This is a genomic window from Micromonospora sp. WMMC241 (assembly GCF_027460165.1).
Classification (GTDB): Bacteria; Actinomycetota; Actinomycetes; order Mycobacteriales; family Micromonosporaceae; genus Micromonospora; species Micromonospora humi.
In genome coordinates this window covers 4,459,869-4,473,550 of the sequence record NZ_JAPZBF010000001.1, presented here as the reverse complement: position 1 = coordinate 4,473,550, position 13,682 = coordinate 4,459,869, and the positions used below count along the sequence as shown (strand labels likewise).

Below are 13,682 nucleotides of genomic sequence, written 5' to 3'. Positions count from 1 at the left end.
TCACGTCGTTCGGTGAACGGACGGGGAGACGGAGCCGCAGATGACCTACCCACCGCCGCGCTACCACGGGTCCACCGGTGAGGCCAGCGCCACCTACCGCCCGGCCGACGCCGCGCCCGAGCTGCGCCACGCCACCGGCGGCGGGGCCCACTACCTGGCCACCGGTGCCACCACCAACGGCCAGTTCGGGCTCTACCGCTGGGACATGGGGCCGACCCCCAGCGGCCCGGCGCCGCACTTCCACCGCAGCATCTCCGAGTCGTTCTACGTCCTCAGCGGCACGATCCGCATCTACGACGGGCGGCGCTGGCTCGACGCCGGGCCGGGCGACTTCGTGCACGTGCCCGAGGGCGGCGTCCACGCGTTCCGCAACGAGTCCGGCCTTCCGGCGTCGATGTTGCTGCACTTCGCGCCCGGCGCCCCTCGGGAGCCCTACTTCGAAGGGCTGCGCGAGCTGGCCGAGCTGAGCGAGGAGGAGCGGACGGCGTTCTTCCTCCGCCACGACACGTTCTGGGTGTGACGACGGCGGTCCGCGAGCGCCGCCCGCGAACGGGCCCGCCGGCGAGGTCACCGGCGGCCCGCAGTTCGCCCACCTTCCGAGTCGTGCGACTCAGTCGAGGTCCGAGACTGCGTGGGTGGTCGTTCCCTCGGCGGTGTGCACGATCACCCTCATCCCCTCGGTCTCGAGACGATGTCCTCGCTTTCGCTGCGCGGAACCCGACGCTCGACGAAGCGCAGCAGGTGCGGGTATGTCTCGGCGTGCAGGCGACGGAAACGTTCCTCGCGGGAGTCGGCGCCGGGTCCGCTCATGTGGGTCCTGCCTCGTTGTCCATACCCTGCACCTGTCCGGCTCGCTCGCGGATGTCGCACACGGAGCTGCCAGGATCCGGGACGGGCGGCTCGCCCTCCCTCGTCCGGCGGCGCGGCGTGCGGCAGACCTGCCGTCGGACGGGTCGAATCGCCTGCCGCCCATTACTAGGAATTCCTATAGAAATAGCGGATTTTCAGCGAATTCTCAGGTCTTCGGCGTTGACATCATTTCGGCGGTCGGGGATATTCCTAGCGCGCGTCGGGGCGTGGGCGGAGCAGGCGGAGTCTGCGGATTTCTCCTGCGTGACGTGCGCGAACCTGTCGGCGTTGCCCCTGCTCAACAGGGTGCGGTTAGGGCTTCCACGATGATTGATCGCGCTGTCGAATATGCCAAACACAACACGCCGAATTCGTTCCGCGTCGCGGCTCGGCGGGCGCAGATGGAAGCACGCAACGCCCGGATGCGGCTCACCGTCCCGGTGGTCACCCGCAACGAATTCGACAACGTCTTCCACTGCACCGTCCGCAAGACGGGCAGTCAGTGGATCAAGGCGCTGTTCAGCGACCCGGCCGTCTACCGGCACTCCGGCCTGCTGCCCTACGACCCGCGCTTCTACTCGGGCGGGGTGACCGCGCCCGTCCCGGCGGGCCGCACCGGCCTGGCGATCTTCCTGTCCCACAAGCGCTTCGAGGCCGTCCCGAAGGCCGGTACGTACCGTGCGTTCTTCGTGATCCGCGACCCGCGGGACGTGGTGGTGTCGAGCTACTTCTCGTTGCGGAACTCGCACGCCCCGATGGGAGACATCCCGCAGGCACGCCGGGTGCTCCAGGAGAAGCCGAAGAAGGAGGGCATGCTCCACGTCATCGAGCGCCTCCGCGACAAGAAGCAGTTCGGGCAGATGCGGTCCTGGGCGACGGCGCCGCCCGCGGCGACGTTCCGGTTGTTCCGCTACGAGGACCTGACCGGCGAGCGGCAGGCCGAGGAGGTCGACCGGCTGCTGCGGCACTGCGGGATCACGTTGCCGCCGGCCGAGCTGGAGGCGCTGCTCGCCCGGTACAGCTTCACCAGGATGAAGAAGGGCGGCGACGCGCCCGGCCGGATCTCGCACTACCGCAAGGGCGCGGCCGGCGACTGGCGCAACCACTTCGACGACGACATCTACGCCGCCTACCTCGCGGCGGCGGGCGACCTGGCCGAGGTGCTCGGCTATCCCAGCCGCTCCGAGGCCGAGGCGCGCGACGGACAGGAGCCCGCCGCCACGTAGCCGGCAGTATCCTCTCGCCGTGGAGCTGCGGTTCACCACGCGCGCGTCCGACTCGGCGTGGGTCGACACGGTGTGGACCTGCACCAGCGACCGGGTCGCCGAGATGACCTCGGTGGCCACGCCGTGCTGGGGCCTGGTGTTCTGGCAGCGTGACGGGCAGCCGTACGCCAGCGTCTCCGGCCCGGAGACCGGCGCGGCCGTCGCGCCGGTGCCGGAGGGCGCGGCCTTCGTCGGCATCGAGTTCGCGGTGGGCACCGCACTGCGGTTCCTGCCCACACCGGCCCTGGTCGATCGCGGCGCGGTGCTGCCCGACGCCACCCGGCGCTCGTTCCGGCTGGGCGGCGACCGGTGGGAGACACCCCGCCCGGACGACGCGGAGGCCCTGGTCGACCGGCTCGTCCGCGCCGGCGTGGTGGTCCGCGACCCGCTGGTCACCGACGTGCGCCGGGGGCACCGCCCGCACGCGGCGCCGCGCACCGTGGAGCGCCGGTTCCGCGCCGCGACCGGTCTCACCCAGGGCGCCGTGCGACAGATCGAACGTGTCCGCGAGGCCGCGGCGCTGCTGGCCGCCGGCGACCCGGTCGCCGACGTGGTCCACCGGCTCGCCTACGTCGACGAGCCGCACCTGGCCCGCGCGCTGCGCCGGCACGTCGGACGCACGGCGGGGCAGCTGCGGGCCGGCGCGCACGGTGCCATCGCCTTGGACCTGGGTCAGCGGACCACGTCGTAGATCAGCTTCAGCACCCCGTTCGGGTAGGACTCGGACTCACGCAGCCGTAGCGACTGCTTGGCTCGGTCGGCGGTGCTGAACAGGCTCTTCCCGGCCCCGAGCAGCACCGGGAAGACGAGCAGGTGGTACCGGTCGATCAGGCCGGCGTCCGACAGCCGGCGGGCCAGCTCCGCGCTGCCGTGGATGAAGACGGCCCCACCCTCGCCCCGCTTGAGCGCGGCCACGTCGTCGGTCGAACGCAGCACCGTCGTCGGGCCCCACCCGTCGACGAGGGCATCCTCGGCCAGGCCGGTCGAGACCACGTACTTCGGCAGCTCCCGGTAGGCGGCGTGGTCGTCGGAGTCCCGCCAGAGCGGGGCGAACGCCTGGTAGCTGCGCCGGCCGAACAGCAACGCGGTGGTCTCGGCGAGTTCGTCGCCCTTGAGCGAGAACGCCTCCGGCAGGAACTCGATGCCCTCGACCACCCAGCCGCCGCTGCGGTGCTCCTCTCCCGGGCCGCCGCCGGGGGAGTCGACCACGCCGTCGAGCGACATGAAACCGGTGTATACAAGATCACGCATGCGGTCATGCTAGGAACCCGTCCGGACCGCTGTCTTGTACGGAAACGACACGCGTGGGGCAGGAGTTCGAGCGGTGGGTGGTGACGGACGACGGCCGGCTCGGTTCGGCGGGTTCCGCGCGTTGGGCGGCGGGGCGGCCGTCATCACGGCGGCGCTGCTGATCCTGCGCCCGATCGTCGACCATCGGGACTGTCCCAACTACGGCGGGAGCGGAAACGCGAGTTCCTTCGGCGACGAACGCCTGGACCTCGTGTTCGTGTTGCTGCTCCTCGGCTGGCCGGCTGCGGTCGCGGTGGAGCAGGCCCTGCCGGTCGCCTGGCGTCACCGGCACCCGGTGGAGATCACGCTGCGGGCGGCGGGCGCCGTGCTGCTGGCGCTCACGGCCTCCTGCTGTCTCGCCGTCGAGGTGCTGTTCACCTGTCACTGATGCCCGGTCGGCTCACGGCAGCGGGACCACGTAGGAGTCGACGCGGGCGATGAGCCCGTCGCGGAACGTGAACAGGTCGTTGAAGGCGAAGCGGAACGGCCCGTGCTCGACGCTGACCCCACGGCCCTCGCCGGTGACCACCACCACCGGGCCGTCCTCGTGCACCCGCTGCACGTCGAGCTGCGGGCTGCCGGCGAAGGCCGGGTTCTCGATCTCGCCGTCGAACTCGGTGCGGCCCCGGGTGGTCCGGTGGCCGTGGATGATCCACTCGACGTCGTCGGTCAGGGTGGCCAGGATGCGTGGGTGGTCGCTGGTCCGGAAGCCGGCGAAGTATTCGTCGACCAGGTCACGCTGGGCCGCTTGCGGCATGGCTGTCTCCGTCGTCGGACAGGTGGGTGGCCAGGGCGTCGAGGATCGACGCGAGCCCGCCGGCCGCGCGGGCGGTCCGGAGTTCGGGCGGGAGCCGGCGCTGGTGCACGGTGAGGTCCGTGCCGCCGTCGGCGGGGCGCAGCGTCACGGTCGTGCGCAGGCCGGTGACCGGTTCGTCGAACACGAGTTCGCGGGGCGGGTCGACGCGGACGTAGACGAAGCGCAGCCGGCGGGTCGCGCCGTCCGGCGCGCGGGTGTCGAGCGCGAACTCGCCGCCGGGGCGCGGATCGACGGTCACCGACGCGGGCGGCACGGTGGCGTGCGAGCCGCCCCAGAACGCGGCGATGCTCGCCGGTGTGGTGAAGGCCGTCCAGACCCGTGCGGGCGCGGCGTGCAGGTGTCGTCGGGCGACCAGTTCGTCGCCGTGCAGCTCGGCGCGGGCGGTCACCGGCCGCCCTTTTCGTCGGTAAGGTGCGCATCGAGCGCGTCGAGCCGGTCGTTCCAGGCCCGGCGCTGCTCGTCGATCCAGGTGCCGACCAGTGTGAGCTGGTCGGCCCGGAGCCGGCAGGGTCGCCGGGTGCCCTCGCGTCGCTGCTCGACCAGCCCGCAGCGCCGCAGGACGCCGACGTGATGGGAGATCGCCTGTGGGGTGAGGTCGAACGGCTCGGCCAGCTCGCCGACGGTGGCGTCACCGTGGGCGAGGCGGGTCACCAGCGCCCGGCGGACCGGGTCACCCAGCGCCGCGAAGGCGAGGTCGAGGTCGGGCATGCCGCCATCTTAATGAAAGCGTACGTTTGCACAAGCGTTTGTTTGCATAACCGGACCATCGGACGGAGACCGACGTGAACGGACCGACTCCACGCCACCGGCGAATGCTGGGCCTGCCGTTGCTCGCCACCACGCTGCTGGCCGGCGCGTGCACCGACGGCGGCGGCACCGACCAGGGGCGGGGCGCCACCACGGCACCGGCGTCGGCGTCGGCGAACGCCGGCACACCGTCGGCCTCGGCCTCACCGTCGACCGGCGGGCCCGTGACCATCCCGAAGTCCGCCTTCGTCGACCTGCCCGCCGAGCTGCGCAAGAGCGCCCCGCAGCCGATGCAGGTCGCCGACGCCCTGCCGAAGCTGTGCGCCGAGGAGTTCGCCACCGGCGGGCGGTCCACCGCGGCCGCCGCCATGATGAGCATCTACAAGACACCGAAGGACCCGCCGGAGAACGTCCCCTACGGCACGCTGCACCAGACCGTCTTCGCCTTCGCCGGCACCGGCGCCGCTGACTACCTGCGCCGCGTCCGCGCGGCACTCCAGCCCTGCCGCTCCTTCTCCGAGGCGGGCAACACCGTGACCGTCCGGTCGCAGCCGGTGGCCGGCGCGGGCGACGACGCCCTGCTGGTCACCCTGACCCGGCCCGCGACCGGCCTCGACGGCACCCCCGTCGGCGGCACGGCCACCAGCCAGATCACGGTGGTCAAGGTCGTCGACGCGGTCACCGTCGTGCACGACCAGGGCTGGGAGGGCACCAGCAACAACCCCGACTTCGCCGACGACTTCGCCCGGGCGGCCGTCCGGGGCCTCGACTCCTGGCAGCGGTGACGGTCGTCAGGAGACCGCCGCCCGGACCAGCTCGGCGAGCTTCTTCTCCACCTCGGGGCTCCACCTCAGCAGGGCGAACGACGCCGCCCACATGTCGCCGTCGTCGAGGTTGGCCGCGTCCTGGAAACCCACTGTCGAGTAGCGGTAGTTGAACTTGCCCGAGTCCTGGAAGAAGACGACGATCTTGCCGGCCGCGTTCGCGTACGCGGGCATGCCGTACCAGGTCTTCGGCGCCAGCTCCGGGGCGTTGGTGGTGATCGTGACGTGCACGCGCTCGGCCAGCTCGCGGTCGTCCGGCGCCATCTGCGCGATCCGGTCGAGGACCGCCTGCAGGTCGTCGGCCTTCTTCGCGCCCTTCTTCCCCTCGTTGCGCAGCTCGGCGGCGCGCTCCTTCATCGCGGCGCGTTCCTCGGCGCTGAAACCCTCGCTCATCTCGGTTCCCCCTCGTCTCGGCGGCCGGCACGGTGCCGCCCGCTCAGGAGGAACGCTATGTCCCCAGTTGGGCCGGCCGCTTCTCGATTCCTGACCAGTCGGTCCCTCCTCCGGACGCCAGTTCGCCGAGGTGGCGGTATCGAAGCGCTCTGGATACCGCCACCTCGGCGAAACGGTGTGGATCTCGGGCATTCACGGGACAGCCGGGCAGGTCGGGGTGGCCTATGCTCCGGCGATGGGTGACGAGTCGAACCCCGTTCCCGCCGAGGCGGAGTCGTTGCTGGCGGTCCTGGAACGCAACCGGCGCACCTTCGCCTGGAAGACGTCCGGGCTCGACGAGCAGGGTCTGGGCGCGACCACGGCCGCCTCCTCGATGACGCTGGGCGGTCTGGTCAAGCACATGGCGCTGGTCGAGGCCGACTGGTTGGCCGTGAAGCTGGCCGGCCAGGAGTACGGCCCGCCGTGGAGCGGCGTCGACTACGACGCCGACCCGGACTGGGAGTGGCGCACCGGCGCGACCGACGCCCCGGGTGAGGCGCACGCGTTGTGGCGGGCCGCTGTCGAGCGCTCCCGCACGCTGGTGGCGGCCGTGATCGAGGAGCGTGGCCTGTCCGGGCCGGCGTCCTTCGCCTGGCCGGACGGGCGCACCCCCACGGTCCGCGCCATGCTCCTCGACATGATCGAGGAGTACGCGCGCCACACCGGGCACGCCGACCTCCTGCGCGAGGCGGTGGACGGGCGGGTCGGCGAGGGCGCGCCGCCGGACTTCACGTTCTGAGTCCGGGTAACCCCCTCGCGGTCCGATGAGTTTGGCATGCTGCGGCGGTCTATCCGTCGACATCACCTGACGTGAAGGAGCACCGCGATGGCGAAGGTCATCTCCACGCTGTTCATCTCGGCCGACGGCGTCGCCGAGATCGACCCGGACTGGCACTTCCCCTACTTCGACGACAACATGGGCCGCGCGGTCACCGAGGACTACGACGCCGCCGACGTCCTGCTCATCGCCCGCCCGACCTACGAGAGCTTCGCCGGCGCGTGGCCCGACCGGGAGGCCGCCGGCGGCGAGGACGCGCCGTTCGCCAAGCAGCTCGGCGACATGCGTAAGGTGGTCGTCTCGCGGCAGTCGCTGGAGTTCTCCTGGCGCAACTCGGAACTGGTCCAGGGCGAGCTCGTCGACGCGGTCACGGCCCTCAAGGCCGACCCGGGTGTCAAGGGCATCCTCATCCCCGGATCGATCTCGGTGGTGCAGCAGTTGCTCGCCGCCGGGCTGGTCGACGAGTTGCGGCTGCTGGTGCACCCGGTCGCCGCCCGCAAGGGCCGCAAGCTGTTCGACGAGGGTGACTCGCCGTACCACCTGCGGGTCAGCGCGACGGAGGCGTTCCCCACCGGCGTCATCCGGGTGATCTACACGCCGGCCGAGGCGCCGGGCAAGGTCGGCTACGACGACGTCAAGGAGCAGGTGCCGGCCGGGAACTGAGCGGGGCGGCGGCGGGCGTGTCCGCCGTGACAGGATCTCCGGCGTGCCTCGTCGCCTCCTGCTCCTGATCGCCGCGGCGGCGTGCGCCGCGCTGCACGTCGCCGGTGTCCTGGTGGCACACCCGGTGTGGCGGGGCGCCGAGGTGCTGTGCCTGGCCCTGCTTCTCGCGTACGCGGTTGCCGGCGGGCTGCCGGCGCCCCGCTGGGCGGTGCCGGCGGCGCTGGCGGTGCTGCTGGTCGACGCGATCCGCACCATGCCGGCGGCACCGGGCAGCGGGGACTTCGGCTGGCGGGTCGTGGACGGGAACGACCCCGTCGACGTCACGGCCGGTGTCGAGGCGGGCCTCACCGCAGGCTGGGCGGCGCTGGCCGCGACCGTGCTCCTGCTGGTCGGGTGGCGTGGTCGGCTCCGGCGTCGACCGGCGGTGCTCGCCGGGGTGGTGGCGCTGCCGGTCGTCGGTTACGCCGCCGTGCGGGTCGTCGACATCCGGCACGACCTGGTCGCGGAGGACAGCTCGTACCCGGGCGGCCCTGACCTGGCGGACGTGACGAGCGCGGTGGTGTTCGCGGTGCTGCCGGCGCTCGCCCTCGCGGTGGCCGCGTCGGCGCTCGCCGCGCTGCTGGCCGGGCGGGGCCGCCGGCTCGCCGCGGCCGGTGCAGCGGTGCTGGCCCTGGTCGCGTTGCGGCTGACGGACGCGAGCATCGAGGCGGTGCCGCAGGCGTTCTCCGCCGGCGACGGGACGGCGTTGTTCGCCTGGTACGCCATCACGCCCACGTCGGCGATGCCGCAGCCGGTGGCGGCGCTCACCGTGGCGGTGGAGCTGACCGCGTACCTGCTGCTCTTCGCGGGGCTGACCGGCGCCGACCGGGACGAACCGGCGGTGCCCGTGCCGGTGGCCGGATAGCGCTCAGTCGAGCAGGGCGAGCAGCGCGTGCAGCGCCGGGTTGGTGCTGTCGACCGGCCAGGCCAGCCCGACGTCCACGGTGGGCGTCGGGGCGGCGAACCGGCGCAGCCGTACGCCGGGCAGCCGTAACGCCCGGGCGCGGCCGGCCGGCACGGCCGCGACCACGTCGCCCTGCGCCACCGCGCGCAGCAACTGCTCGTCGTCCGGCTCCTGCCGCACCAGCCGGAATCCGCCGCGCGGCCACACCTGGGCGATGGTCCGGTCGAACATGCCCGGCCCGTTCTCCCGGGGCCACATCACCGCCGGCAGGTCGACCACCTCGGCGCGGCCGATCCGGCGGCGGCCGGCGGCGAGCGGATGGCCCGCCGGCAGCGCCAGCAGCAACTCCTCGGTGTCGACCGTGCGGCAGGCCAGCGCCGGTTCGTCCACCGGCGGGCGGACGAACGCCGCGTCCAGCCGGCCGGCGAGCAGCCCGGCCACGTTCGGCGCGGTCCAGGCCGTCTCGGAGACCACCTCGACGCCGGGGTGGGCGGCCCGGAACCGACCGATCAGGGCGTCGACCCGGCCGCCGCGCGCCGACCGGGTGTACGCCAGCCGCAGCCGGCCGCCCCGGCCACGCGCCAGGTCGCGGATGCGGGCCGTCGCGGCGTCCACCTCGGCGAGCAGGCGCGCCGCCTCGTCGGCGACCCGGGCCCCGACCTCGGTCAGCGTGCAGCCCCGACTGGTGCGGTGCACGAGCGGTGCGCCGAGCTGGCGTTCCAGCGCCCGGATCTGCTGGCTCAGCGCGGGCTGGGCGATGTGCAGGCGGGCGGCCGCGCGGGTGAAGTGCAGCTCCTCGGCGAGCACCGCGAAGGAGCGCAGCCGGCGCAGGTCGGACCAGGCCCCCGGTGTCGCCACCATGCCGCCATCATAAGCGCCGCTTATCGCCGGCTGTCCGATCCGTCTTGGACGGCACGGTCGCCGGGCGGTCACCATCGGCACCACATCGACGGTACGAGTGGCGGGAGCGGGTCATGGCGGCAGCGGACGTGGTGGTGGTCGGCGCGGGCGTGATCGGGATGACGGCGGCGGTGGCGCTCCAGCGGCGCGGTGCGCGCGTCACCGTGCTGACCGCCGACGACCCGTCGGACATCGTGTCCACGGTGGCCGCCGCGGTCTGGTACCCGAGCCACACCGACGCGGACCCGCGGGTGCTGCGCTGGGCCCGCGACACGCACGCCGAGCTGCGCCGCCAGGCCGCCGACGGCGTGCCCGGGGTGGTCCACCGGCCCACCCGGATGTGGCTGCGCCGCCCGTACACCGGGCCGCCGTGGTGGGCCGACGCGTGCGGCGACCTGGTGGCCGAGCCGGCCGGCGCGCCCTACACCGCGCGGCTGCGGTTCACCGCCCCGACCGTGGAGATGACCCGCTACCTGACCTGGTTGCACCGGCAGGTGGAGGCCGGCGGCGGGCAGGTCGTCCGCCGCCCGTTGCGCAAGCTCTCCGAGGCGTACGAGTTCGCGCCGACCGTGGTCAACGCCACCGGCCTGGCCGCCGGCCGGCTCGCCGCGGACCCGGCGGTGCATCCGGTACGCGGGCACGTCCTGCTGGTGGCGAACCCCGGCGTGACCGTCTCGGTGCGCGACGAGGACGACCCCGCCGGCATCACGTACGTGCATCCGCGCCGCCACGACGTGGTGCTCGGCGGCACCTACCAGCCCGGCGTGGCGCACACCCGGCCCGACCCGGAGACGGCGGCGGCGATCCGGCGCCGGTGCGTCGCCCTGGTGCCGCAGTTGGCGGGCGCGCCGGTGCTGGGGGAGCGGATCGGGTTGCGGCCGGCCCGGCACGGCGGGCCCCGGGTCGAGAGGGACCCCGGGGGTGGGCGGCTGGTGCACGCCTACGGGCACGGCGGGGCGGGGGTGACGCTCTCCTGGGGCTGCGCCGCCGAGGTCGCGGACCTGGCCCTGGCCGGCTAGGTGTTCGGCGTCGACCGGCGGGGCGTGGAGCGTGGTCGCGACTCGCGAGCCGTCCACGCGACGAACCGGTCGAACAGGTCCTTCGGGCTCGGCCCGGGGTTCGGATTGAGCGTCAGCAGATCTGCTGTGGCGTCGAACAGACACCCCGCCATGTAGATCGACAGGCCAACGCGATCATGTCGATATTCCCTCAGCAGGAGGAGCCGGGACGGCTGGCACGGCCAGGGCGCGGCGCAGACGCGACACAGCCACAGCGGACGGCTCGGCGTGTGTGGTCGGACCGCCCGGCGCGGGCGGATCTGCGGAGGTGTCCCGTTCGGCGTCGGCATACCCCTTACGGTGACCGAGGCGTTGACCCGAGTCAAGGAGTCGGGTCATCTGTCTAGCGTCCGGCTTATGGAGCTGGTGGGCGCAGCAGAGATCCGCGTGATGCTTGGCGGCATCAGCAAGCAGCGCGTCTACGTCATCACCAGCCATCGCAACTTCCCCGAGCCGGTGGCCGACCTCGTCCAGGGCAAGGTCTGGCTCAAGTCGGACGTGCAGGAGTGGATCAAGGAGCACCGGCCGGAGTTGGCCTCCGGCTGACGGGTCTCCGCGGCGCCTACAAACGTGATGTCGTCGGTGACTCACCCGCGGTCGGTGCCTAAGGTCTGGTCATGGGCACCGACGATCGCGTACGCGCCGTCTATCCCGGCAGCTTCGATCCGTTCACGCCCGGGCACCTGGACGTGGTGGACCGGGCGCGCGGCATCTTCGACGAGGTGGTCGTGCTCGTCGCGGTGAACGGCGACAAGCACCCGGACGCCGACGAGAAGAAGCGGGCGGCCGCCGTCCGAGCGGTCCTGCCTCCCGACTGGACCACCGTGACGGTCGCGGCCTGGCGTGGACTCACCGCCGCCTACTGCCGCGACCACGACGCGGCGGTGATCGTCCGAGGCGTGCGGAACACCAGCGATATCCAGGCCGAGAGCCGGCTCGCCGCGATGAACGAGTCGCTGGGTGTCGCCACGGTCTTCCTGCCCGCGCGGCCCGAGCTGGCCGCCGTGTCGTCGACGGTGGCCCGCGCGGCGCGGCGGTGACGGCCGCCCTCCGGTCCGGAATTCCGGTGGACCGTTCGGAGCGATCATCGGAGGCTGTGGCGATGGAGCCGACCGAGACTGCGCTGATCGTCGCCGTGCCCGAGACCGAGCGGGCCGTGGGACGCTTCCGGTCCACGCTGGACACCGCCGCCGGTTGGGGAGTGCCCGCCCACGTGACCGTGCTCTACCCGTTCCTGCCCCCGGACCGGATCGACGACGACGTGCTTGTCGCCCTGGATCGGATCTTCGAAGCCACACCGCAGTTCGACATCTCGTTCACCGAGGTCAGGTGGTTCGGAGACACCGTGGTCTGGCTCTCGCCGCAGCCGGATGACGGGTTGCGCCTGCTCACCGCGGCCGTGTGGCGGCGATTCCCCGAGGCTCCGCCGTACGCCGGCGCCCATGCCGACGTCGTACCGCATCTGACCGTCGGCCATGACGCTCCGAAGCACGTCCTGGCCGAAGCCGCCGAGGCTGTCGCCGACCACCTGCCGATCCGCGCCACCGTCGACACGGTCCGGCTCATCGCGGGGTCACCGGCACCTCGCTCCTGGCACACGCTCCGCGAGTTCCGGCTCGGCGCGGAAGGGCCGCCTCAACGCTGAGCGGAATCTCGGACCTCCGGGTGGTTCAGGATCGTCCGGGCCAGTGTGGCGAGCCGCTTCCGCAGCTCGTCGTCGGCCCGGCCGTCGAGGTCGTCCTCGAGACGCACGGCCAGGGCGGTGACCGCCGGGAGCAGGTCGTCCAACCGGCTGCCCTCGTAGCCGACCACATAGAGATCGTGGGTTCCCACCTCGGCGGCGAGGCTACGAGCGAGGATCCGCTCGCAGGTGTCCGCCGCGACCAGCGCCACCGCGGTCGGCAGGTCCGGATCCGGTAGCCCCAGCGCGGCGACGACCTCCGCCAGGCGCCGATTCGCGTCATGGGTCGGCAGCGTCCGGGCCGACTCGGCCGCGAGAGCCACCACGGCGTCGGCCTCGACGCCGGCCACCAGCAGGTCGCAGGCGAGCATCACCGCATGGTGCGGATCGGCGTCGCCGAGCAGCGCTCGGGCCTGTTCGACCCGGAGCCGGTGCAGAAGTCCGTCATCCACCAGCCAAGGCTAGGAGATGTCGCGTAACTCGGTGACAGCCGGTTTTCGACGCCGGTCCCGCGCCCGCAACAGGATCAGGACGACCGACGCCACGAGCATCGCGCCGGATCCGAACAGCACGGCGAAGTAGAGCACCGGCCCACCGGACCCGTGATTCGGGCCCCTCATCAGCAACGACGCGAGGGTGCAGCTCGACGAGACCAGCACCACCCAGAGGAACCACTGTGGTTGTCGTGAGGACATCGGTCAGCCTCCAACCGCGTTGTGCGCCGCGACCAGGGTCGGGAGTTCGTCCAGCGAGTCGATGCGGAACAGGCACCGCTCGGCCACGGCCGGCAGGTCGAGGATGTGGCCCCACGGGCCGCGCCGAATCAGGCACGCCGGCATCCCGGCCGCCATGGCCGGGCGGGCGTCGTTGTCGGGCCGGTCGCCCACGTAGAGGATCGCGGACGGGTCGCCGCCGCCTGCGCGGACGACCCGGTCGAAGAAGGCCGGGTCGGGCTTCGCCACGCCCCACCCGTGCGACGTGCCGATCACGTCCACCGGAAGGTCGAGCGCGCGCAGGCTCGCCTCGGCGTGCGCCGGCTGGTTGCCGGCCAGACCGACGAGCAGGCCCTGCTCCTTCAGGGCGGCCAGGCACGATCGGGCGTCGGGATGGAGGTCCTCCTCGCCGAACGTCTCCGGCCGGCCGGCAGCCGCCCGGTGCGCCAACTCGGTCGCGAGATCGAAGTCGGGCCGGAAGGTGCGGAACGACTCCTGCCAGTCCTGCCCTCGCGCGATCACCGCGCCGAAGACCGCCGAGAAGGTGTGCCGGGGCACGCCCAACCAGTCCGCCCAGTCCGCGAACTCGCGGGTCTCGTCGAGGATCGTCCCGCCGACGTCGAAGAAGACCGCCTCGATCACGTGCGTTGCTCCGTCCGGTTCGCGCCGACGAGCGACGCCGCCTTCCTGCGGCGTGCCGCCGTCCGTCCACGATGGCAGGA

General features: G+C 72.7%; 21 protein-coding genes. 12 read left to right on the top strand and 9 right to left on the bottom strand.

All coding sequences use genetic code 11. The features are described from left to right. The first annotated feature begins 40 nt into the window (after positions 1–40). The 3 genes from O7598_RS20080 (at position 41) to O7598_RS20070 (ending at position 2,805) form a co-directional block, all read left to right on the top strand. On the top strand, positions 41–520 hold the full coding sequence (locus O7598_RS20080; protein WP_269692865.1) for a cupin domain-containing protein: 480 nt from the start codon (positions 41–43) through the stop codon (positions 518–520). Between the two features lie 655 nt (positions 521–1,175). After that, positions 1,176–2,075 (top strand): sulfotransferase domain-containing protein, encoded by a 900-nt coding sequence (locus O7598_RS20075; protein ID WP_269692864.1) that lies wholly within the window; start codon positions 1,176–1,178, stop codon positions 2,073–2,075. Positions 2,076–2,094: 19 nt separating this feature from the next. Then, positions 2,095–2,805: a helix-turn-helix domain-containing protein gene (locus tag O7598_RS20070; protein WP_269692863.1), complete on the top strand. Its 711-nt coding sequence runs from the start codon at positions 2,095–2,097 to the stop codon at positions 2,803–2,805. Here O7598_RS20070 and O7598_RS20065 read toward each other — a convergent pair. Continuing rightward, entirely contained in the window at positions 2,787–3,365 is a 579-nt protein-coding gene (locus tag O7598_RS20065; protein WP_269692862.1) for a dihydrofolate reductase family protein, read from the bottom strand. The genes O7598_RS20070 and O7598_RS20065 overlap by 19 nt on opposite strands. Before the next feature lie 73 nt (positions 3,366–3,438). Here O7598_RS20065 and O7598_RS20060 point away from each other — a divergent pair, with 73 nt between their 5' ends. After that, positions 3,439–3,792 (top strand): hypothetical protein, encoded by a 354-nt coding sequence (locus O7598_RS20060; RefSeq protein WP_269692861.1) that lies wholly within the window; start codon positions 3,439–3,441, stop codon positions 3,790–3,792. Between the two features lie 12 nt (positions 3,793–3,804). On the opposite strand, the gene O7598_RS20055 is transcribed toward O7598_RS20060, so the two are convergent. From O7598_RS20055 to O7598_RS20045, 3 genes are read right to left on the bottom strand one after another with little or no spacing between them, the layout of a single operon-like run. Beyond that, positions 3,805–4,161 carry a nuclear transport factor 2 family protein gene (locus O7598_RS20055; RefSeq protein WP_269692860.1) on the bottom strand — a complete coding sequence of 119 codons (357 nt, stop codon included), beginning with the start codon at positions 4,159–4,161 and terminating at the stop codon, positions 3,805–3,807. Next, positions 4,139–4,609: an SRPBCC family protein gene (locus tag O7598_RS20050; protein ID WP_269692859.1), complete on the bottom strand. Its 471-nt coding sequence runs from the start codon at positions 4,607–4,609 to the stop codon at positions 4,139–4,141. Before O7598_RS20050 ends, O7598_RS20055 begins: the two co-directional genes overlap by 23 nt. Beyond that, on the bottom strand, positions 4,606–4,929 hold the full coding sequence (locus tag O7598_RS20045; protein WP_269692858.1) for an ArsR/SmtB family transcription factor: 324 nt from the start codon (positions 4,927–4,929) through the stop codon (positions 4,606–4,608). The genes O7598_RS20050 and O7598_RS20045 overlap by 4 nt, the downstream gene beginning before the upstream one ends. 74 nt (positions 4,930–5,003) lie before the next feature. Here O7598_RS20045 and O7598_RS20040 point away from each other — a divergent pair, with 74 nt between their 5' ends. Then, complete coding sequence (locus O7598_RS20040; protein WP_269692857.1) at positions 5,004–5,753, top strand: hypothetical protein; 750 nt, start codon at positions 5,004–5,006, stop codon at positions 5,751–5,753. A gap of 6 nt (positions 5,754–5,759) precedes the next feature. On the opposite strand, the gene O7598_RS20035 is transcribed toward O7598_RS20040, so the two are convergent. Then, the gene (locus O7598_RS20035; protein WP_269692856.1) at positions 5,760–6,185 is read right to left on the bottom strand and encodes an iron chaperone; all 426 of its coding nucleotides are present in this window, start codon (positions 6,183–6,185) and stop codon (positions 5,760–5,762) included. A gap of 235 nt (positions 6,186–6,420) precedes the next feature. On the opposite strand from O7598_RS20035, the gene O7598_RS20030 reads away from it, so the two are divergent. From O7598_RS20030 to O7598_RS20020, 3 genes are all read left to right on the top strand, one after another. Next, the gene (locus tag O7598_RS20030) at positions 6,421–6,963 is read left to right on the top strand and encodes a DinB family protein (protein WP_269692855.1); all 543 of its coding nucleotides are present in this window, start codon (positions 6,421–6,423) and stop codon (positions 6,961–6,963) included. 87 nt (positions 6,964–7,050) lie between these two features. Continuing rightward, the gene (locus tag O7598_RS20025; protein WP_269692854.1) at positions 7,051–7,665 is read left to right on the top strand and encodes a dihydrofolate reductase family protein; all 615 of its coding nucleotides are present in this window, start codon (positions 7,051–7,053) and stop codon (positions 7,663–7,665) included. Positions 7,666–7,708: 43 nt separating this feature from the next. Beyond that, complete coding sequence (locus O7598_RS20020) at positions 7,709–8,569, top strand: hypothetical protein (RefSeq protein WP_269692853.1); 861 nt, start codon at positions 7,709–7,711, stop codon at positions 8,567–8,569. A gap of 3 nt (positions 8,570–8,572) precedes the next feature. On the opposite strand, the gene O7598_RS20015 is transcribed toward O7598_RS20020, so the two are convergent. Continuing rightward, positions 8,573–9,469, bottom strand: coding sequence for a LysR family transcriptional regulator (locus tag O7598_RS20015; RefSeq protein WP_269692852.1), 897 nt, complete (start codon positions 9,467–9,469; stop codon positions 8,573–8,575). 113 nt (positions 9,470–9,582) lie between these two features. Between O7598_RS20015 and O7598_RS20010 the strand changes: the two genes are divergently transcribed. From O7598_RS20010 to O7598_RS19990, 4 genes are all read left to right on the top strand, one after another. Further along, a complete protein-coding gene (locus O7598_RS20010; protein ID WP_269692851.1) occupies positions 9,583–10,527 on the top strand; it encodes an FAD-dependent oxidoreductase in 945 nt (314 codons plus the stop codon). Positions 10,528–10,923: 396 nt separating this feature from the next. Next, positions 10,924–11,112 carry a hypothetical protein gene (locus tag O7598_RS20000; RefSeq protein ID WP_269692849.1) on the top strand — a complete coding sequence of 63 codons (189 nt, stop codon included), beginning with the start codon at positions 10,924–10,926 and terminating at the stop codon, positions 11,110–11,112. A 71-nt stretch (positions 11,113–11,183) separates the two neighbouring features. After that, positions 11,184–11,606, top strand: coding sequence for a pantetheine-phosphate adenylyltransferase (gene coaD / locus O7598_RS19995; RefSeq protein WP_269692848.1), 423 nt, complete (start codon positions 11,184–11,186; stop codon positions 11,604–11,606). A 62-nt stretch (positions 11,607–11,668) separates the two neighbouring features. After that, complete coding sequence (locus O7598_RS19990) at positions 11,669–12,211, top strand: 2'-5' RNA ligase family protein (RefSeq protein ID WP_269692847.1); 543 nt, start codon at positions 11,669–11,671, stop codon at positions 12,209–12,211. Here the strand turns inward: O7598_RS19990 and O7598_RS19985 are convergent. Genes O7598_RS19985 through O7598_RS19975 form a run of 3 tightly spaced genes read right to left on the bottom strand, consistent with a single transcriptional unit; the run spans position 12,202 to position 13,602 of the window. Further along, a complete protein-coding gene (locus O7598_RS19985; protein WP_269692846.1) occupies positions 12,202–12,699 on the bottom strand; it encodes a hypothetical protein in 498 nt (165 codons plus the stop codon). The genes O7598_RS19990 and O7598_RS19985 overlap by 10 nt on opposite strands. Positions 12,700–12,708: 9 nt before the next feature. Next, positions 12,709–12,942, bottom strand: a complete 234-nt coding sequence (locus O7598_RS19980; protein ID WP_269692845.1) for a hypothetical protein — start codon at positions 12,940–12,942, stop codon at positions 12,709–12,711. A 3-nt stretch (positions 12,943–12,945) separates the two neighbouring features. Beyond that, positions 12,946–13,602 carry an HAD family hydrolase gene (locus O7598_RS19975; RefSeq protein WP_269692844.1) on the bottom strand — a complete coding sequence of 219 codons (657 nt, stop codon included), beginning with the start codon at positions 13,600–13,602 and terminating at the stop codon, positions 12,946–12,948. Positions 13,603–13,682 lie beyond the last annotated feature (80 nt).